This is a genomic window from Caloramator sp. CAR-1 (genome assembly GCF_030546345.1).
Taxonomy (GTDB): Bacteria; Bacillota; Clostridia; order Clostridiales; family Caloramatoraceae; genus Caloramator; species Caloramator australicus.
The window spans coordinates 21,916-42,641 of record NZ_JAUONW010000039.1 but is presented as its reverse complement, the minus strand read 5'-3'; the positions used below and the strand labels follow the sequence as shown (position 1 = coordinate 42,641).

Genomic DNA, 20,726 nt, shown 5'->3' with positions numbered 1-20,726 from the left:
CCTCTAATCCCTTAAACTTCTCCCTGTTAAAGTTAAAAACACTCCTTCTAACGTCGGCTTTTCAGATGTTAAAGATATTATTTGAACATCATTAGAAAGAAGACAATCTATAATTTTGCTTAAATTGTTCGCCGATTTTTTAGATATTATCTTTAATCTCCCTTCATCGATAAAACAGTCAATTACTCCATTTACTTGTTTTATACTTTCAATAACTGTGTGACTTATAGAAGAGATTTCTATTATAAGCGTTGTATCAGTGGAAATTAATGACTTTAGTTCCTCACTCGTTCCCTTTGCTATTATTCTTCCTTTGTCCATTATTGATATATAATCACAGAGCATATCAACCTCCTCCATATAATGGGAGGTATAAATAATCGTCGCTCCATCCTTGTTTAGCTTCTTTATTGACTCTAATATATGGTTCCTTGATTGAGGGTCTATTCCTACCGTCGGTTCATCCATTATGATAAATTTAGGTCTGTGAACTATTCCACAGGCGATATTTAGCCTTCTTTTCATTCCACCTGAAAACTTTTTTACTTTTTCCTTTCTTTTTTCCCATAACCCAACAAAATTAAGGGTCTCTTCTATATAACTTTTTAACTCTCTTCCCTTTAGTCCATATAGCCTTGCGAAAAAATCAACATTTTCATAGGCTGTCATTTCCCCATAAAGGGCAACATCTTGAGGAACAACTCCTATATTCCTCTTTATTTCCATCTCGTTTTCATTCAATCTTTTGCCAAATATTTTTATTTCTCCGCCATCAAAACTGATTAAACCTAAAATGCAGTTAATTGTAGTAGTTTTACCTGCACCATTAGGACCTAAAAGTCCTAATATTTGACCTTCCCTCAATTCTAAACTTAAGTTGTCAACAGCCAACATATCTCCGTATCTTTTAACTAAATTTTTAATTTCCAGTATCATTTTTTCCACCTCCTAATGATATGATATAAAAAAATATCTTAACGTTTTAGTGATTTAAATAAAGTTTTACTATGACATTTGTCATAAAAAAAGAGAACCTTCATAATGAAGATTCTCCTACTTTGATTTTTTCGCCTCTTTTTTCCTCATTTCAGGATTTAAAATTCTTTTTCTCATCCTTATACTCTTTGGCGTTACCTCAACAAGCTCATCCCCCGCTATAAATTCTAAGCACTGCTCAAGGGACATTTCAAGAGGTGGAGTAAGCCTTAGAGCCTCGTCTGAACCTGCTGCCCTCATGTTAGTTACATGTTTTTTCTTACATATGTTAACATCTATATCCTCCGACCTTGAACATATTCCAACAATCATTCCCTGATAAACAGGCGTTCCTGGGCCAATTATAAGGCTTCCCCTTTCCTGTGCATTATATAGTCCATAGGTTACTGCTTCCCCTGTTTCAAAGGCTACTAAAACTCCCCTATTTCTTTCTGGTATATCTCCTTTTGCAGGTTCGTAGCCGTAAAATATATGATTCATTATTCCATTACCCTTAGTATCTGTTAAAAATTCGCTTCTATATCCTATAAGCCCCCTTGCTGGGATTTTAAATTCAAGCCTTACATATCCATTTATAGCAGAAGCCATATTTATCATTTCAGCTTTTCTGGAACCCAGCTTTTCAATTACAACTCCTACATATTCCTCTGGAACATCTATCGTTAAAAGCTCAATAGGTTCACACAATACCCCATCTATTTCTTTATAAATAACTCTTGGTCTGGATACTTGAAATTCATATCCTTCCCTTCTCATCGTTTCAATAAGAATAGAAAGATGAAGTTCTCCTCTTCCTGCAACCTCAAAGGCGTCTGGTGAATCGGTTTCGCTTACTCTTAAGCTTACGTTCGTTTCAAGTTCCTTAAATAACCTGTCCCTTAAATGCCTTGTTGTAACGTATTCCCCTTCCCTTCCTGCAAAGGGGCTGTCGTTGACACTAAAGGTCATTGATATCGTTGGCTCATCAATTTCAACAAAAGGAAGGGACTCGGGGTTTTGAGAATCAGCTATAGTCTCTCCTATATTAATGTCAGAAAGCCCTGCAACTGCTACTATATCCCCAAGGAAGGCCTCTTCAACTTCTTCTCTTTTTAAACCGTTAAAGGTATAAAGAGTAACAATTTTCCCATTTCTAACGCTTCCATCCTTACCGCATATTGCAACCTGTTGGTTTCTTTTAATCCTTCCCCTTTCTATTTTCCCTATGGCAATTCTGCCTACATAATCATTTGAGTCTATGGTTGTTACAAGCATTTGAAGGGGCTCATCTTTATACCCTTGTGGTGCAGGAACGTGATTAATTATTGTGTCAAATAACGGCTTTAAGTCTTTTGCCTCATCCTCAAGTTCGTATTTTGCAATACCATCCCTTGCAGAGCAGTAAACTATTGGAAAATCAAGCTGTTCATCATCGGCACCAAGTTCTAAAAATAGTTCAAAAATCTCGTCTATAACTTCATTAGGCCTTGCATCTTGTCTATCGATTTTATTTATAACTACAATAGGCTTTAGCTTAAGCTCAAGAGCCTTTTTAAGGACAAATCTTGTCTGTGGCATTGGGCCTTCAAAGGCATCTACAAGAAGCAATACTCCATCCACCATCTTTAAAACTCTTTCTACTTCTCCTCCAAAGTCGGCATGGCCAGGGGTGTCAACAATGTTTATTTTAGTATCACCATAAAATATAGCGGTATTTTTAGAAAGGATTGTAATTCCCCTTTCCCTTTCTATATCGTTAGAGTCCATAACCCTTTCTTCTACCCTTTCATTTACTCTAAATACACCGCTTTGTTTTAACATCCCATCAACGAGTGTTGTTTTCCCATGGTCAACATGGGCAATAATTGCTATGTTTCTTACATCGTTCCTTACAAATCTATCCATATTAACCTCCAAACTTAAACTAAATTGTGCAACGTTTTATTTTACTTTAATTTAATTATTATTGTCAATAACGCCCTTCAAATTTGAAGGAAATTCCTTTTAAATGTCAAATAAATATATATAAACATTTATTTGGAGGGGATATAATGTCTAAACCTATAATCGGTATACTTAGCAGAGTATTAGGAGAATATGATAAGGATATAAACTATATAGAAAGATGTTTTGTAAGTATGGACTATATTAATGCCATTGAAAGCAGTGGCGGAACTCCTATCATCCTTCCTTTGGTAAAGGGCGAAGAAAATTTAAGAAAGTTTATTGAAGGCATAGATGGCCTTTTAGTTCCTGGAGGGATTGATGTTAATCCTTTACGTTATAATGAAGAGCCTCTTGAAAAAATAGGGTCTGTTTCAGATGATATAGATGAGTTTGATATTAAAGCAATAAGGTGGGCAAATGAATTGAAAAAGCCTATATTAGGCATTTGCAGAGGACTACAAGTAATAAATGTCGCCTTTGGAGGCAGTTTGTTTCAGGATTTAAGTTTAAAGAGCGGCTCTAAATTCAACCATTGGCAAAAAGCCAAAAAAGATACCCCAACCCATTCAATTGAAATAAAACCTGGAACAAGAATGTTTAACCTTTTGGGCAATAATGCCGTAGTAAACAGCTATCACCATCAAGCTATTAAGGATTTAGCTGAAGGATTTATAGCAAGCTCCTTTTCAATGGATGGAATCATAGAATCTATAGAAAAAGTAAATGGTGGATATGTCCTTGCTGTTCAGTGGCATCCTGAAATGATGTTTAATTCCCATGAAAATATGAGAAAAATTTTTTTAGATTTCATTGAAGAATGTAAAAAAACAAAATCAGGGAGGTAACCTTATGATAAAGATAAGAAATTATATTTTGCAATCATGACAAATTAACGTATGAAATATTCCTTGAAATAGAAAATAGATTTAAATAAGTGAATCTTTATTCGATGGACAAGTTAAGCCGCATCTTTTAAAGTATTTATAAGTTTGATTTATTATGATAAAATATAAAAGCCAGCTGTCTATCACAAAAGAGAAAGGAGAATCACATTGAAATTTATCATAAAACTAGTAGTATTAGTCCTTCTACTTAATATAATAACATTTAAAGCAAATGCTAAAGCAACATTAAGTTATGATGATATAGTAGGTTCAGATGTTGTTACCGGAATTATAGCAAAGGATACTGCAAATTTTCAAATGGGGGAGTTAGTTGAAGTAATAAAAGGAGAAAAGCAAAAATTTTATTATGTTAGAAGTTTATCAACTAATAAATTAGCTTGGGTAAAAAGTAGCGAAATAGCAATAGCCTCTCAGCAAAATATTGAAATTGAAGGGCTTGACAAGGAAATTATAGAAAATTATATAAACAATAAAAATTTTAAAACCCCTTCAAAATATCTTATCTGGGTTGATCTATTAAGACAAAATACCCATGTTTTTATAAAAGAAAGGGATGGATATAAATTAATAAAAACTATGCAATGCTCAACAGGATTAAATACAGCCCCAACTCCTAAAGGGATTTTTAGAATATCCGCAAGGGGAAAATGGTTTTACTCAAACTTTTATAGACAAGGAGCAAAGCATTGGGTAAGATTTAGTGGACCATATCTTTTTCATTCTGTTCCTATGGACAAGCAAGGTAAGGTCGTAGATAACACCTTAGGCAAAAAAGCAAGTCATGGCTGTGTAAGGCTTAGCATCAATGATTCCTACTGGATATATAAAAATATGCCAAATGGAACGATAGTTTATATAAACTAAGAATTTTGAAGCCCCGTTAAGGATTTTTCAATCCTACGGGGCTATTTTTACGCACTATTCATCTCTTTTCAAAAGTATCACACAAATTATTACTAAAATAATTCCTATGACTTGAATAATATTTAGTCTTTCACCCATAAAAATAAAAGAAAGAACTGCTGCAGAAGGTATTTCGATTGTGCTTATTATTGAAGTTGTAACTGGTCCTACATATTTAATTGCTGCATAAAGCAAAGTTAATGGTATTATCTCACAAAATACAGCAAGTAACGCAGCGTTTTTTACAGATACAAAACTTATCGAGGATAATTTAAAAATAAACGGAAAGTTAAATATAAGTAAAACTAGTAAGGAAAAGGTAGTTGAATAAAACGTGACTAATACTTCAGGAACATCCTCAACGATGTATTTAGCATATATATTTACTCCTGCATAAAAAACTGCTGATAAAAGACCAAAAATTATGCCAATAATAATTGCTTTATTCAAATTTATATTGTGAATGTTTAAAACAAGATAGCATCCTATTAAAGTTCCTACAATAGCAAAAACTTTGATTTTAGAAAGCTTCTCCCCTAAAAACATAAAACTAAAAAGGGCCACCATCGTTGGATAAGTATATAAAAGTATTGTTGCAACTGCAACGTCTAGGTATTTAAAAGACGAATAGAAAAATACCGTCATCAGGGTGTTAAAAATAGCTCCCTGGATAAAAAGCTTCTTATAAAGTTCCTTTGTAAGTTTTATATTACTTTTATATTTAATTAGAGAATATATAAAAAGTATTATTCCTGCTATTATATATTGCAGCATTAAAAGATCTACGGGAGAAAAATTTTTATCATAACCATGTTTAATAAATATTCCAGAACTTCCAAAGAATATTGCTGATAGTATTCCATATAAAAATCCCTTTACTCTCATTTTATCCTCCAAAAGATTACCACTTTTCCTTCATTATTTCTTCCCTTTTTATTTGAAATTCCTCTTCCGTTATAAGCCCATCTTCTTTTAATCTATTTAATTTTCTAAGCTTAGTTTCAAAATCCTCATTTAACTCAACATTATTATCTTCAATTTCTGCGCTCCAGGAAGGAAGCCCTTTTTTGTTTATAACGTTGTAAACTGAAGATCCAAAAATTAAAAATGCAATGAGTGTCCAAAATATCCCAAATAGTCCAAAGTTGGGAATAGCTATCGTAATCCCAATAATAACAAATATTAAGCCCACTATCATTGAAAATATCGCTTGTTCTTTACTTTGTTTAACTACTATTCTTTTACCCATAACCCCACCCCAATCTTTTTTAATTCTATTTTACCGGATATACATTTTTTGTCAAATCAATTAATTGCTTCTGTCCCTCATTTTAACAACTTAATAAATATTAAATCATCCTTTATCTTCTTTTCAAACTTATATCCATAAAAGTTTGCAAATTTTCTTAAGTTTTCCGCTTCAACATCAGTTTCTACTATCACATTTATTTCATTTCCATTTAAAATATTAATTGCTCTTTTTACTTGATGAAGACTATCTGGAATTGGAAGGCCTCTTAATTTATCCTTAGGCATTCCTGTTGTATCTAATGTATTTCCGTTTATATTTAGTTTAACCCTATACTCCCTCATAAGTTCTTTTTCTGCCCTTTTAAAATCTTCACTCGTAAAATCTCCTCTACCAAATAGTCTGCAATGACAAGTACCATATTCCTTAATTTCTTCTTCTGCAAACTTACAGGGACAGAGCATCTTATTATCAATCTCAGGTTTTCCCGACGGTTCAAAGCATGGGCAGTATCTTTTACCAAATATTTTTTGTGTTTCAACAAGCCATATTTTTAAATTAGTATACATCATCCAATGGGGATTTACCTTATATCCCTTCATATTAGCATATTTTTTTATCCACTCATCTTGTTTTTTTATTTCTTTCCTGTATTTTATATAACTTTTAAAAAAGTCCCTCATCATTTTTAGCATTTCCATTATCTACAACCTCCTTTAATACCTCTCTGGGGTATATTTTAATAAAATTTATTAATTAACTCTAATTTAAAATTTCTATAGTTTATAAGCTTTTTATAAGATTTTTATATAAAATTTAAAACCCTATAAAGCAAAATAACTTTATAGGGCATAATATAACATTTATTTTTAACGGCTTCCTTGTCTTATAAAAGTAACCTTTCCATTTGAATCTAAGGTAAATGATAAATCACCATAACTAATATTTCTATCCGTTTGATAACTTGGCTGTCCAAGTATGTTTATAATCTCATCCCTAGTCATTCCAACTTTAATATTGTCATAAATAGTTTCGCCAATTTTAATAAAAACTTTAATTGTTCCGCTAGTTGTAAACTCTATTAAATTTCCGTTTTTGTCAAATGTGAAGGAATCAGAAGTATATTGTGTAATTTTATATGCCCAATACATCCTTCCATCGTCGTGTTTACTCATATAATATGGCGTTCCTTCAGCCTTTACAACATCAATGTAGCTTGATCCAAGCATAATGGCTGGTGCATCGTCTAGTTTTTCCCCAAGGCTAACCTTCAAATTACCATAATTTTTCCACTCTTTTACTTTTCCTGTTATTCTATCAAATGTAATATAAGAATCACCATACTCCCAATGTTCTAAGGTATATGAATCATCTCCAAAGGATACTTTATTGGGCGTCCCCATAGCCTTTATAACATCCTGTCTTTTAGAATCCAAATTAATTGGAGCTGCGTTAGGATCTTTTTTACCTATTTCCAGTTTTAAATTTGGATAGGTCTTAAAGGTTGTTAATTTCCCAAAATAAAATGCCGTCTCATCACCATTTACATAAATGGTGTCAGAATCAAGATAAACCTCAAAGGGAGTTCCATTTGCTTTAACGTATTCCTGTAGTGTAGAACCAAATGTAACAGGTTTTGCTTTAGGATCTTTATTCCCTAGGCTAACCTTTAAATTACCCCAATTTTGCCATCCGGTTACAACAAATTGTCCGTCGATGTTATCAAGATAAACCGTGCTTTCAACATAATTATTACCATTTTTCGTTTTAATTGATGACGAGTATTTGTATATATAGAAACGGTTATTGGTATCTTGATAGCTTCCTGACTTTGGCTGTCCTTGTATCTTTATAAGGTCCTTCAATGTAGTCCCTAATGTAAAATAACTTGTGCTTGAAGTAACATTTCTTTTCCATCTTGCAAGCTTAAAGGGCTTTTCGTCGACTGAAACAATTTCACTTTTTGCTTGATTATATCCTTCCACTTTTTTAGTTTCAAAGGAAACTTCATACCAATTTCCATCCTCTGAAGGAATAATTATTCTGTATTTTCCTCCCCTTAATGCTATAGTTCCATCCTCTTTATTAACTCCTATTGTAAATACACTATTGGTTACATAGCGCTGTATTTTCTCTACAACTCCATCGTTGTAAAAGTAAATATATCCACCAAATTTAATAGGAATATAAGATCCATCTTCCCTTAAAAGTCTAAACACTAAAACCGGTTTTATTGTATAATTATTTGAATTTGTTCTAGCAATTATATCATAGTAATAAACATCAACCTTTGCAGCCTTTTTAATTAATTCATTGCTTGGCAATAGTTCTTTCCCAACAGTAAACCTTACAAATCCACTATAATTTCCTACATTTTGTTTTCCATCTACTAAAACATATTTTGAATTATCTGCATTTGTTAAAAAATCAATCCTTGTATTATCATTTTGATAGATTTCTGCATCATCATAGGTCTTTATCAAATTTACTTTAGAATTTTCAGCTAAGTTTAAATAAGCTGGTTTTTTAATATAAACTTCTCTAAAGTTTCCATTTAAAATTAGGCTAGCACTCTCATACACATGGACATCAACAAGCTTGTTAATTTCTGTATTTAAATTATTAATAACCACATTGCCTTTTGGAATTATAGGTTTATCAAAAACTCCTACCAAATTCAATTCAATTGTTGCATTGGCCTTTCCTTCAACAAAAATAGCTCCAAAGGAACCCGATTGAACATCTAAAGTCATATTCCTGTTTATTTTTGTGCTGCTTATTTGACTTTCATCAGTAACAACTAATTTGTTTACATTACCTGAGTCAACTTTTAATGCTCTCGTTATTAAATGCTTTAAGGAAATTTCATTAGATTTATTCGATACTATGTTAACATTTTCTGCAAATACATTATCTAAATTGAAACCTCCTTCACTTGATGGGTTTAAAATAAGGTTTCCTGAAATATGAACATTATTCAATGTTACATTATCTGCAAGAACATATACATCCCCATAAATAAATGCATTTTTTATAGTAACATCTTTAGCTGTTATTTTTAAAACATTGTTAATCATCTCATTTTGTCCAACTATTTCTGATCCTATTACAGTTCCCTCTTTATCCAATATTTTTATTGGATTTTTTACTTCAAATGTTTTAGATACGACTATAGAATCATAGCCAAGCTTTGAGTTCTTTGCTTTGTTTAACGCAAGTCCTGCCCTTTTTGCATAAACTGTTATATTATAGATCCCAGCTTCACTAACCGTCGTTGACACTTTAAAATTATTTCTTCCAAGAACTTGCCCTTTTGTATTATATCTTGTTGGATATCCGTTTTTAGAATTCCAAAGTTCTGTAATTTTTCCCGTGCTTAAATTTTTGATCTGCACCCTGTATTCAACTTTTCCTGGGAAGTAAGATGAGTTAACCGTAAAAATAATCTTGTCACCTATATAATATACATCTTTGAAATTCGAACTAAACTTTACGATAGGATACTTAGATGTTACTGCAGCAGATGCCGAATTGGTAGATAAAAGTAAAAGAACAATAAAAAGAGAAATCAAATATAAAATACGCTTCAATGTAAAACCTCCTTAGTTTATGTAACTTCCTTAAATTATACATTGATTCAACAAAAGTTTCCATCAAAATTAATTGGTAATTATTCTTTAATTTCCCTTGCAATTTTTGCCTTTCATTTATTCACTTGCCATAACATATTTATATATTAAGAAAAAAACTGGGGGGATTTTTTTGGAGCAAAGAAGAAATTCTGAAATAGTTTCTGTGCTTTTTAAAATGCAAAACCTACAAAAGGCTATATTAAATTCAATAAAACATCTTAAAGGAATAAAACCGCAAAAAGAATCTATGGAAAACTATAATAGCTGCTTTAATACACTTCAGGAAGCTTCCTTTTATTTTTTCCAAGCAACTGGATTTTTAAAATCCCAGTATATAGATGGATGCCTTTCATATACAAGCAAAAATTTCTTTTTAAACAAACTCTTCCTTCCTTCCTTTAAGTATTTCCAATTATTACAAAATAGCTTAAATTTAATACAAGTAGATGATATCTATCAAGAAAGCCTCATTCTTTTAAAGAACAAAGTAGAATTCATAAATAATACGTTGTCTGAATTATTATCAGATATAAATTCATTTAATTAGATATGGTAAATTATAGAAATGTCAAAAAGTCAAAATGTCAAGTGGCAGGCACTAAAAAAGCTGCTAAGGGTTCTCCTTAGCAGCTTTTAATCTTTACATTTCTTTCTTTGAAAACCTTTAAAACCTCATCATAAACTTCTTCTACTTTTATTTCTTTTACTTCACTTGAATTTCTAAGTTTAAATTCAACTATTCCATCTTTAATCTTCTTGCCTACAGTTATTCTAATTGGAATTCCAATAAGGTCTGCATCGTTGAATTTAACTCCTGCCCTTTCGTCTCTATCGTCGATTAGTGTTTCTACTCCCATCTCATTGAGCTTATTGTAAATCTCTTCTGCAACTTTAACCTGAAGTTCATCCTTCATAACAACTGGAACTACTATAACGTGGAAGGGAGCAATTGATAAAGGCCATATTATTCCCTTTTCATCATGGTTTTGTTCAATAACTGCAGCCATAGTTCTATTTATTCCTATTCCATAGCATCCCATTATAATTGGCTTTTCTTCACCTTTATCATCCACAAAGGTTGCTCCCATAGCTTGTGAATACTTTGTTCCAAGCTTAAATATATGTCCAACTTCAATACCTCTGTTTATTGTAATTTCTGCTCCACACTTTGGACACTTGTCACCAATTGCAATATTTCTAAAGTCTCCAACTGTTCCTTCAAAGTCCCTTCCATAATTTGCATTTATCATGTGGTATCCTGTTTCATTTGCACCTATAATCATGTTTTCTATATACTTTACTTCATAGTCAATTAAAAGCTCATCCACTTTAATTCCAATAGGTCCTGCAAACCCAATATCAGCCCCTGTAGCCTTTCTGACTGTTTCAGCATCTGCAAGTTCAAGGTTTATACATTTTAAGTGGTTTATAACTTTAGTTTCGTTAACGTCCCTATCTCCTCTAACCATTACGGCAACTACTTTATCATCTGCTTTATAGATTAATGTTTTTGCAAATTTTTGTGGTGTAGTGTTAAAGAAGGAAACAAGCTCCTCAATTGTTCTTACATTTGGTGTTTCTACTTTTTGAAGCTCTTTAAGTTCTTCTTTTGCTTCCACCTTAACTTCAAATGTTGGTGCCTTTTCAATATTTGCAGCATAATCACAACTTGTGCAATATACAACTTCAGCTTCTCCGATATCTGACTTAACCATAAACTCCATTGATCCAGTTCCGCCCATCGCACCTGTGTCTGCTTCTACAGCCTTATAATCAAGTCCGCATCTGTCGAATATTCTGCAATATGCCCTATACATCTTATTAAAGGATTCATCAAGTCCCTCCCAAGATGTATCGAAACTATAGGCATCCTTCATTGTAAATTCTCTACATCTCATTACTCCAAATCTTGGTCGTCTTTCATCTCTGTATTTTGTTTGAATTTGGTAAAGGTTAAGTGGCATATCCTTATAGGATTTTACTTCGTTTCTTATAATGTCTGTAAAAATTTCCTCGTGGGTTGGTCCAAGGCAGAATTCTCTTCCGTTTCTATCGAGAAGTTTAAACATTTCTGGGCCAAACACTTCCCATCTTCCCGATTCCTTCCATAGCTCCGATGGTAAGAGGGCTGAACAAAGTATCTCCTGTGCACCTTCTCTATTCATTTCCTCTCTAACTATCTCTTCTATTTTTCTAAGAACTCTAAGCCCAAGAGGTAAATAGTTATAAATTCCCGATGCAAGTTTTCTCATCAATGCTGCCCTAAGCATTAGTTGATGGCTTGGTATTTCAGCTTCTGCTGGAACTTCCCTTAATGTTGGCATAAATAAGTTGCTAAGTCTCATTTTTCTCCCTCCTTATGTAAGTTTCTATACAAAAAAGCCTTCACCCCTATAGGGCGAAGGCTTACTCCGCGGTACCACCTAAATTTTAACTCATTTTGGATAACGGCAAGTGCCGGCATAGCTCATCGCTAGCTGCTCCAAAGCGGGTTCGGCTAAGTGAAAACCTTTCAGCCTATGGGTTTTCTCTCTGGAATTTTAGCCTACTATTCTTTTTCACAGCATTTTTATATTTAGTTCTTTTTATAATTATATTTTTCATTTAATTTGCTGTCAATATTCTACAATATTTTTAAATTTTATTTAACATAAAGTTTTTGCTAATAATGCTACAGCATGAGCTGATATGCCCTCACCACTACCTGTAAAGCCTAGACCTTCTTCAGTAGTTGCTTTAATATTAATATCATCTATACTTATATTTAATGTTTTCGAAATATTTTCCCTCATTTTTTCTATATAAGGCATAAGCTTTGGTCTTTGAGCGATTATTGTAGCGTCAATATTCGATATGGAATATCCCTTTATTTCAATAAGTTTTTTTACTTCCTCCAATAATTTTAAACTATCTGCACCTTTAAATTTTTCATCGGTATCCGGAAAATGCCTTCCTATATCCCCAAGAGCAGCAGCTCCTAATATGGCATCCATAATAGCATGAACTAAAACATCCGCATCTGAGTGGCCTAAAAGTCCCTTTTCATAAGGTATTTCAACACCACCTAATATAAGCTTTCTTCCTTCAACTAATCTATGAACATCATATCCGTGACCTATTCTCATCGAATTCACCTCTTTAATTTATATAAATTGTTCTTCGTTTATTTTAATTATAGCATAATTTTTGTTAATAATTTATTAATAACTTTGTAACTTTTTTATCATCCACAAAAACTAAAATTTTAAAAAAAGCAAAAGGAGGTAGTTAGTATGAAAAAAAGCACAAAATTAATATTTTCAATCTCTTTAATCTTGATTTTTGCATCAGGCATTTTTTTTGTTATTAAAAAATTTTCAACTAAATCTCAGCCATCATCTTCTAAATTTATGATTGCAATGGCTAAAAAAAGCGACATTGAGTTAACTGTAAAAACAACCGGAATAGTCTTTGCAGCAACACAATGTGAAGTTGTAGCTGAAAATAGTGGTGAAATAAAAAATTTAAAAGTTAATGAAGGTGATACCGTTAAAAAAGGGCAAACCCTATTTACTGTTTATAGTGATCAGATTCTTCAGCAGCTAAAAAGTGCAGAATTAAACTTAGAAAAGCAAAAATTACAAGCTTCAAAAGCCAAAACTGAAGATGAAATAAAACTTCAAAACCTTTTAATAGAAGAAGCTGAAAATAATCTTAAAAATATAAAAAAGCAATACAGCAAAATGACAGTTAAATCTCCTATCAATGGTCTTGTTGTAACAAAAAATGCTAATAATGGAGATAATGTTCAAGCAGGTAAAAATGTATTAACTATACTAGACCCATCTTCTTTAAAAGTAAAAGCTTCCGTGGATGAACTTGATATATCTAAAATCAAAGTTGGGCAAAGTGTAAAAATTAAGTTTAATGCTCTTGAAGGTAGAACATATGAAGGTAAGGTAGAGTCTATCTCTTTAATAGGCAATAATCAAAATAATGTAACTACCTATGATGTTATAATTTCTCTTAATAGTTCAAAAGACATAAAAATAAATATGACAGCTAATGTTGAAATACAGATAGAAAATAAAAAAGATGCTCTTGTAATCCCTGTTGAAGCATTAATTGAAAGAAACGATAAAAAATTTGTCCTTGTAGCAAATGATTTTTCATCATCACAATTGCCAAATCAAGGTGGTATCGCTACTGTTTCAAGCACTGTTCAAGGAAGGCTAACTGAAATAAAAGTAGGAATCAAAAATGATATATATGTTGAAGTTTTAGAAGGATTACAAGAAGGACAGAAGATCCTAATAAATGTCCCAACAAGTTCATCTAATAATATCCTTGAAAGACGAACACAAAGATTTGGCTTTATGCCTGGTGGTGAAGGTGGAATGCCTCCTATAAGTCCTAGACAGAATTCAAGCAAAAACAAATAAGAAGGTGATAAGTATGAAAGAAAAGAACATAATTGAAATGAAAAATATTTCTAAAGCGTATAGGATTGGAAATAAGGATTATATAGCTATAAGAAATATAAATTTAAAAATAAAAAAAGGAGAATTTGTAGCAATAATTGGCCCTTCTGGTGCCGGTAAAACAACCCTTATGAATATCATAGGATGCCTTGACACACCTAGCGAGGGTGAATACATCCTCGATGGGATTGAAATAACAAAATGTAGGGATGATAAACTTGCAGAAATTAGAAACAAAAAAATAGGGTTCATATTTCAAACATATAATCTTTTACCTAGATTAAACGTATATGAAAATATAGAACTTCCCTTAATTTACATGGGGCTTGATTCAAAGGAATCAAAAAAAAGAGTTATTGAAGCTATTGAAAAAGTAGGACTTGAAACTCATATTAATCATAAACCTTCTGAACTTTCAGGCGGTCAAATGCAAAGAGTAGCAATTGCAAGAGCTCTGGTCTCTAATCCATCTATTTTGCTTGCGGATGAACCTACAGGAGCCCTTGATAGCAAAACAGGTAGCGAAATTTTGAAACTTTTACAAAAATTAAACAACGTTGGACACACTATCGTTTTAATTACCCACGACAAAGATATAGCAAAGGAAGCAAGAAGAATAATTACTATAAGGGACGGTATTATAACCTCTGATAATATGGTTAAGGAGGTTAGCATATGAAGGTAAGTAAACTATTTAAAGTATCCTTTAGATCTATTCTAGCAAATAAAATGAGGTCATTCCTTACTATGCTAGGTATAATTATAGGTATTTCATCTGTAATAATACTTGTAGGACTTGGTGAAGGAACTAAAAAGCAAATTCAATCTCAAATAGAAAGTCTAGGAACCAATCTAATAACAGTAAACATTACAGGCTTTCGTTCAAACTCCTTTTCAAATGAAGATATTGAATATTTAAAGACAAAACCAGGAATAAAAAGAATCGCCCCCTTTATATCAGGAAATGTAACTGCAAAATATGGCTCAAAAACATACACTACTAATTTAGAAGGTTCCACTTCAGAATACTCAGATATTAGAAAAATCTATGTTGACATTGGCAGATTTATAAGCGATGATGATGTTAAGAATAGAAGTTATGTTGCTGTTTTAGGTCAAGATATAGTTGATGAGCTTTATAGTGGAAGAACTAATATAATCGGAGAATATATAAATATTAATGGAATTGATTTTACAATTGTGGGAATACTTAAATCTCAAGGTAGTAGTTCATCTGGCTCAGGTGATGATAGAATTATAATTCCTATCTCAACTGCCCAAAGGTTAACAAGAAATACTAACATAAGGACTTTATATATAGAAGCTAATAGCAAAGAAGAAGTAGAATTTGCAAAGGGATATTTAGAATTATATCTTAGTAAAAGGTTTAATGGTGATACCACAAGTTATAGAGTCTTTGACCAAACAAGCCTTTTAAATACTGCCACAGAAACTACAAACAGCATGACTTTAATGCTTATGGGAATTGCTGCTATCTCCCTATTGGTTGGAGGCATAGGAATCATGAATATTATGTTGGTTTCTGTAGTTGAAAGAACAAGAGAAATAGGTATTAGAAAGGCAGTAGGGGCTAAAAGAAGATGGATCCTTCTACAATTTTTAATTGAATCAGCAACCATAAGCCTTTTAGGGGGTATCTTTGGGGTAACATTAGGATATTTAATTTCAAATGTTTTAAAAGTGTTTTTCAAGATGTCCATTTATATTTCTATCCGAACGATATCTATTGCAGTTATATTCTCTATATTTATAGGAGTATTATTTGGTATTTATCCTGCAAACAAAGCATCAAAATCAAATCCAATAGAAGCTCTGCGCTATGAATAGCGAGGTGTTATTATGATGGAAACTATCCTAATAGTAGATGACGAAGAAAGATTAAGGGATCTTTTAAAGGCTTATCTTATAAAGGAAAATTATAATGTTCTTACAGCTGAAAACGGCTATGAAGCATTAAAAATATTAAAGTCCCATAAGATTCACCTTGCTGTAATTGATGTCATGATGCCCATTATGGATGGTTGGACACTATTAAACGAAATAAGAAAAACTTCTTCTCTGCCTGTCATAATGCTTACTGCAAAATCCGATGATGATGATAAATTATTAGGGTTTGAACTTGGAACGGATATTTATCTTACAAAACCTGTAAGTCCTAAGGTAGTAGTTGCAAATGTAAAGGCCCTTTTAAAAAGAACATATTATACAGAAGTAAATTCTAATCCCGCATCATATAACGGTCTATATATTGATGAAGATGCCCATAGAGTCTTAATTGACGGTGAAGAGGTTTTCCTTTCGCCTAAGGAATTTGAAATACTTCTTTATCTTTTTAAAAACAAGGGAATAACTCTAACACGCGAAAAAATACTTGACGCAATTTGGGGATTTGATTATGATGGTGACTTAAGAACAGTAGATACTCATGTAAAAAGGTTAAGGGAAAAATTAGGGCCAAAAGGATACCTTATATCAACAGTTAGAGGTTATGGATATAGGTTTGAGGTGAATCATGATAAAGATTAAAGGTTTAACCGCAAAATTGTTTTTGATCAACGCAGTAATATTTATATCCTTCCTTATTCTAACCATGTTATTTCTATCTCTTTTTTTTGAAAGATTTTATATCGCACAAAAGATAAACGGAACTGAAAAAACATTAAGCGAATTTGTAAATAAATACAAAGAAGCCAGAACTATTTCAGAAGTAGAAAACGCCATTTTTGAAGCAGAAGAAAATTCAAATTCAAAAATAATGGTTTTGAGCGAAAATCTAATGCCTAAAATTTTTAGATTAGATGGTAGGGACAAGGTATTAAAAAATAGATTGCTTTTAGATGTAATAAAAGGAATTAACCGATCACAAATGAAACTTATAAAGAAAGGCAATAATATCACTACCTTTTTTTTAACCGCTAAAAGTGAGCCTATAATTGGCATCGTCAGTATATATAATTTAGACAATAGGGAGCTTATTATTTGTGCAACATCGTTGCAGCCTATAAATGAGGCTGTATTTGTAATCAATAAAATATATATATATTTCATTCTGTTAGCCATTGGCATAATCCTTATATTATCATATTTATATTCCAAAATTATATCCAAGCCTCTGATTGAAATGAATAAAGTCGCAGTAAAGATGGCAAACCTGGATTTTAGCCAAAAATGCAACGTAAAATCTGAAGATGAAATAGGAAGCCTTGCAAACAGCTTAAACGTCCTTTCTGAAAATTTAAACAATGCCTTAACTTCTTTAAAGGAAGCTAATGCAAAACTTGAAAAGGACATTGAAAAGGAAAAAAAGCTGGATAAAATGAGAAGGGATTTTATTGCAGCGGTTTCCCATGATCTTAAAACACCTATTGCCCTCATTGAAGGCTATGCAGAAGCATTAAAGGATGGAATATTTGATGATAAAGAAAAAGATTATTATCTTAAAATAATACTTGATGAAACTAAAAACATGACAAACCTTGTGGAGGATATGTTAGAACTTTCAAAACTTGAATCCGGAAAACTTGAACTTTCAAAGGAAAACTTTAAATTGGATAAATTGATAAAAATCATAGTTAGTAAATTTAAAGGACCTATTGAAGAAAAAAATATCACTTTAAAATTAAATCTAATAGATGATATGGAAGTTTTTGCTGACTTTGACAGGATGAATCAAGTATTAACTAATTATATTACAAATGCAATAAAACATACTTCCGAAAACGGGACTATTTATATTAATATGATAGATGAAGATAGTCAAATTAAAGTAGAGGTCGAAAATACAGGCTCCCACATTCCTGATGAGGAAAAGGAAAGAATATGGGATATATTCTATAAACTCGACAAGTCAAGAAATAGAACACTTGGCGGGACGGGAATCGGGCTTTCTATTGTAAAAAACATCATGCACCTTCATGGCGGGAGTTATGGAGTTGAAAACACCGACAAAGGCGTAAAATTTTATATAACGCTACCAAAAAAGGGCTGCTAAGCAGCCCTTTCAAAATTCATCTATTTTTTAACTGTAAATTACTTATTTTACCACTGCTAAAAAGCATCTTCATACATCTTCTTTTAATTATGTTATTTTTTAAACTATATACGACATTAATAAACTTATTAACGAAATAAATAAACTTGATATAATGCCTAAATATAATGGCTTAAGTCCTACCTTTTTCATTGATGCTATATTCAAATCTAAACCAAGTCCAGCCATAGCTAATGTCATCAAATACCCATCTATCTTAACTAACAAGTCCAATATATTCTTAGGAATTTGAACAATAGAATTTATTATAACTACCCCAAGAAAAAACAACACAAAATGCGGAACAGAAACATTTTTAAAACTAAACTTGCTATTTTCTCTTTTTGATGAAACTAAACTTAATATTAACGTAACAGGTATAATAAATAAAACCCTCGTTAACTTAACTATAGTTGCCTGTGTTCCCACATCATTTGAAACTGCAAATCCTGCTGCAACTACCTGAGCAACTTCATGTATTGACGCTCCTGTCCAAATGCTGTATAGTTGTGAATTCATTTTAAAAATGTTAAATATAACCGGATAAATAAACATAAAGATAGTTCCTAAAACAGTTATAACTCCTATAGAATAAGCAACATCTTCTTCATCTGACTTTATAATAGCATTTGTAGCCGCAATAGCTGCAGCTCCACATATAGAAATACCTGTTGCTAATAATATGGTTAATTTTTGTTTTAAATTAAATTTCTTACCGAGGTAATTTGTAAGCAAAATAGCGGATGTGCTTGAAATTAAAATTATAATAACAGCTTTAGGTCCAATTTTTAAAATCTGTGAAAAGCTAAGTTTAAATCCAAGAAGCACTATTGCAACTCTAAGTACCTTTTTAGAACAAAATTTAATTCCATCTTCAAAGTTTTGGGATACGCCTACTGTATTTTTTATTAATCCTCCAAGTATAATTGCTATTATCAATGTGCTTAAATTAAGTTTTTTTATTACCCATATGTTTTGAAGTAAATATGTTAGAACAGTAATAATTATACCTGCTACAACACCTGGGATGATCTTTGTATCCATAATTTTAACACCTCCTTTTTAAATTTTAAACTCAAACAAATAATAAGTAAAATAATATTATTTTATATCATCCATAACATAATAGTTATATACTAACAAAGTTGTATGCATAATCAATAAACACATTTAGTAGATTTGAAAAATATTTGTCCTTATGATATATAAAATAAAATTTTCTACTTAAATCAACATCTTTTACCTTTAGCATAGAAATACGCCCTAAGTTTACTTCATCCTTAACACACCTTTTAGACACACAAGAAATACCTAAATTAGCCATCACTGCTTTTTTTATAGCTTCTGTATTTCCAAGCTCAAAGGCAACTTTGTATTCTATACTGCTTTTATAAAATGCCTTTTCAAAAACCTCCCTCGTTCCACTTCCAACTTCTCTTAATATAAACTTTTCATCCTCTAACTCCTTTTTGTCAATTTCATTAAATTTAGCTAACCTATGATTTGAAGATACTATAACCACAAGCTCATCATCGCAAAAATCCTTAACTACTATTTCTTCTGAATAGATAGGTCCTTCAACAAAAGCAATATCAATTTTGTTTTCCAACAACATACTCTCGATAATCTTGGTATTTTCAATTGCAATTGAAATTTCAATATCTTTGAATACGTCACTAAAACTTCCAATTATTTCAGGAAGAAGATAAATCCCTATAGTCGTGCTTGCACCTATCTTCAATTTTCCATATTTTAAGTTAGCAATATGCTCTATTTTTGTTCTACATTCATCATAAATATTTAATATTCGCCTAACATACCCTAAAAAAATTTTTCCTTCATAAGTTAAATAAAGTTTTTTACCAATTCTCTCAAAAAGCTTAACCCCAAGTTCCTCCTCTAATTCAGAAATAGCCATACTAACTGCCGGCTGACTTATATATAAATTTCTAGCTACTTCTGTCATATTAAGAGATTTAGCTACTTCAAAAAATATTTTTAGTTTTCTCTCATTCATCCTTGTGCCTCCCTTCCATTTCTAAGCCAAGCTTAAGTTCATTATAGCAAAAATCTATTATAAAAACTTAGGGCTGCAGCTGCAGCCCTAAAAATCTACGGTTATTACTTTATTTAATTCTAAACTCCTTTTAACATCAATAATCCTTTGATTTCTTGAACCCCTAAATTTTAATTTTAAATCCTTCTCCTTTAATATAAAAGGTCCATCTATTAATATATCTATATTTTTCAGTAAGTTTAAATATTTATATTCTTTTATAAGATCATCAAAATAAAATCCTGTATAAGCAATAATATGATAGTTATGCTTTTTTAACATATTTGCAAGATAAGAAAATGCTTCCGCCTGAAAAAAAGGATCTCCTCCAGTAAAGGTTATACCGTCTATAAATCTTCTTTTTAAAATATCATTATAAATATCTTCAGCATCCATTAAAACACCTTTATTAAAATCATGGGTTGATGGATTATGACATCCTTTGCAGTTGTGGCTACATCCTTGAGCAAAAATTGCATATCTTATTCCAGGGCCATCAACAAAACTTTCCCTTTCTATCCCTGCGATCCTTATTTTCATCTTATCAC

Annotated in this window: 19 protein-coding genes and 1 other annotated feature; of the genes, 8 read left to right on the top strand and 11 right to left on the bottom strand. The window is 31.6% G+C overall.

Annotated features, from left to right (window positions below; all coding sequences use genetic code 11):
- Positions 1-3: 3 nt before the first annotated feature.
- Both Q3V94_RS10620 and typA read right to left on the bottom strand, forming a co-directional pair.
- A complete protein-coding gene (locus Q3V94_RS10620; RefSeq protein ID WP_303527538.1) occupies positions 4-936 on the bottom strand; it encodes an ABC transporter ATP-binding protein in 933 nt (310 codons plus the stop codon).
- Positions 937-1,053: 117 nt separating this feature from the next.
- On the bottom strand, positions 1,054-2,880 hold the full coding sequence (typA, locus tag Q3V94_RS10615; protein ID WP_303527537.1) for a translational GTPase TypA: 1,827 nt from the start codon (positions 2,878-2,880) through the stop codon (positions 1,054-1,056).
- A gap of 146 nt (positions 2,881-3,026) precedes the next feature.
- Here typA and Q3V94_RS10610 point away from each other — a divergent pair, with 146 nt between their 5' ends.
- Together Q3V94_RS10610 and Q3V94_RS10605 are read left to right on the top strand one after the other, a co-directional pair.
- A complete protein-coding gene (locus tag Q3V94_RS10610; protein ID WP_303527536.1) occupies positions 3,027-3,767 on the top strand; it encodes a gamma-glutamyl-gamma-aminobutyrate hydrolase family protein in 741 nt (246 codons plus the stop codon).
- Positions 3,768-3,974: 207 nt separating this feature from the next.
- Positions 3,975-4,691 (top strand): L,D-transpeptidase, encoded by a 717-nt coding sequence (locus tag Q3V94_RS10605; protein WP_303527534.1) that lies wholly within the window; start codon positions 3,975-3,977, stop codon positions 4,689-4,691.
- Between the two features lie 54 nt (positions 4,692-4,745).
- On the opposite strand, the gene Q3V94_RS10600 is transcribed toward Q3V94_RS10605, so the two are convergent.
- The 4 genes from Q3V94_RS10600 to Q3V94_RS10585 all read right to left on the bottom strand — a co-directional run bounded on the left by Q3V94_RS10600 (position 4,746) and on the right by Q3V94_RS10585 (position 9,569).
- Positions 4,746-5,615 (bottom strand): DMT family transporter, encoded by an 870-nt coding sequence (locus Q3V94_RS10600; protein WP_303527533.1) that lies wholly within the window; start codon positions 5,613-5,615, stop codon positions 4,746-4,748.
- A 16-nt stretch (positions 5,616-5,631) separates the two neighbouring features.
- Positions 5,632-5,979: an SHOCT domain-containing protein gene (locus Q3V94_RS10595; RefSeq protein WP_303527531.1), complete on the bottom strand. Its 348-nt coding sequence runs from the start codon at positions 5,977-5,979 to the stop codon at positions 5,632-5,634.
- Between the two features lie 77 nt (positions 5,980-6,056).
- Positions 6,057-6,680: a ferredoxin-thioredoxin reductase catalytic domain-containing protein gene (locus Q3V94_RS10590; RefSeq protein WP_303527529.1), complete on the bottom strand. Its 624-nt coding sequence runs from the start codon at positions 6,678-6,680 to the stop codon at positions 6,057-6,059.
- 168 nt (positions 6,681-6,848) lie between these two features.
- The gene (locus Q3V94_RS10585) at positions 6,849-9,569 is read right to left on the bottom strand and encodes a hypothetical protein (RefSeq protein ID WP_303527528.1); all 2,721 of its coding nucleotides are present in this window, start codon (positions 9,567-9,569) and stop codon (positions 6,849-6,851) included.
- Between the two features lie 172 nt (positions 9,570-9,741).
- Between Q3V94_RS10585 and Q3V94_RS10580 the strand changes: the two genes are divergently transcribed.
- Positions 9,742-10,158 carry a hypothetical protein gene (locus tag Q3V94_RS10580; protein WP_303527526.1) on the top strand — a complete coding sequence of 139 codons (417 nt, stop codon included), beginning with the start codon at positions 9,742-9,744 and terminating at the stop codon, positions 10,156-10,158.
- Positions 10,159-10,234: 76 nt separating this feature from the next.
- On the opposite strand, the gene Q3V94_RS10575 is transcribed toward Q3V94_RS10580, so the two are convergent.
- Complete coding sequence (locus Q3V94_RS10575) at positions 10,235-11,956, bottom strand: proline--tRNA ligase (RefSeq protein ID WP_303527524.1); 1,722 nt, start codon at positions 11,954-11,956, stop codon at positions 10,235-10,237.
- A gap of 46 nt (positions 11,957-12,002) precedes the next feature.
- Positions 12,003-12,182: a binding site (T-box leader), on the bottom strand.
- A 74-nt stretch (positions 12,183-12,256) separates the two neighbouring features.
- Positions 12,257-12,736: a 2-C-methyl-D-erythritol 2,4-cyclodiphosphate synthase gene (gene ispF, locus Q3V94_RS10570; RefSeq protein ID WP_303527522.1), complete on the bottom strand. Its 480-nt coding sequence runs from the start codon at positions 12,734-12,736 to the stop codon at positions 12,257-12,259.
- A 147-nt stretch (positions 12,737-12,883) separates the two neighbouring features.
- Between ispF and Q3V94_RS10565 the strand changes: the two genes are divergently transcribed.
- From Q3V94_RS10565 to Q3V94_RS10545, 5 genes are read left to right on the top strand one after another with little or no spacing between them, the layout of a single operon-like run.
- Positions 12,884-14,032: an efflux RND transporter periplasmic adaptor subunit gene (locus Q3V94_RS10565; protein WP_303527520.1), complete on the top strand. Its 1,149-nt coding sequence runs from the start codon at positions 12,884-12,886 to the stop codon at positions 14,030-14,032.
- Positions 14,033-14,045: 13 nt separating this feature from the next.
- The gene (locus Q3V94_RS10560) at positions 14,046-14,750 is read left to right on the top strand and encodes an ABC transporter ATP-binding protein (protein ID WP_303527518.1); all 705 of its coding nucleotides are present in this window, start codon (positions 14,046-14,048) and stop codon (positions 14,748-14,750) included.
- Positions 14,747-15,919: an ABC transporter permease gene (locus Q3V94_RS10555; protein WP_303527516.1), complete on the top strand. Its 1,173-nt coding sequence runs from the start codon at positions 14,747-14,749 to the stop codon at positions 15,917-15,919. The genes Q3V94_RS10560 and Q3V94_RS10555 overlap by 4 nt, the downstream gene beginning before the upstream one ends.
- 12 nt (positions 15,920-15,931) lie before the next feature.
- Positions 15,932-16,618 (top strand): response regulator transcription factor, encoded by a 687-nt coding sequence (locus tag Q3V94_RS10550; RefSeq protein WP_303527515.1) that lies wholly within the window; start codon positions 15,932-15,934, stop codon positions 16,616-16,618.
- A complete protein-coding gene (locus tag Q3V94_RS10545) occupies positions 16,605-18,083 on the top strand; it encodes a cell wall metabolism sensor histidine kinase WalK (RefSeq protein ID WP_303527514.1) in 1,479 nt (492 codons plus the stop codon). The genes Q3V94_RS10550 and Q3V94_RS10545 overlap by 14 nt, the downstream gene beginning before the upstream one ends.
- Positions 18,084-18,182: 99 nt before the next feature.
- Here Q3V94_RS10545 and Q3V94_RS10540 read toward each other — a convergent pair whose 3' ends face one another.
- From Q3V94_RS10540 to nrdG, 3 genes are all read right to left on the bottom strand, one after another.
- The gene (locus Q3V94_RS10540) at positions 18,183-19,166 is read right to left on the bottom strand and encodes a YeiH family protein (protein ID WP_303527513.1); all 984 of its coding nucleotides are present in this window, start codon (positions 19,164-19,166) and stop codon (positions 18,183-18,185) included.
- An 85-nt stretch (positions 19,167-19,251) separates the two neighbouring features.
- Positions 19,252-20,139 (bottom strand): LysR family transcriptional regulator, encoded by an 888-nt coding sequence (locus Q3V94_RS10535; protein ID WP_303527512.1) that lies wholly within the window; start codon positions 20,137-20,139, stop codon positions 19,252-19,254.
- 87 nt (positions 20,140-20,226) lie between these two features.
- Entirely contained in the window at positions 20,227-20,718 is a 492-nt protein-coding gene (nrdG, locus tag Q3V94_RS10530) for an anaerobic ribonucleoside-triphosphate reductase activating protein (RefSeq protein WP_303527511.1), read from the bottom strand.
- Positions 20,719-20,726 lie beyond the last annotated feature (8 nt).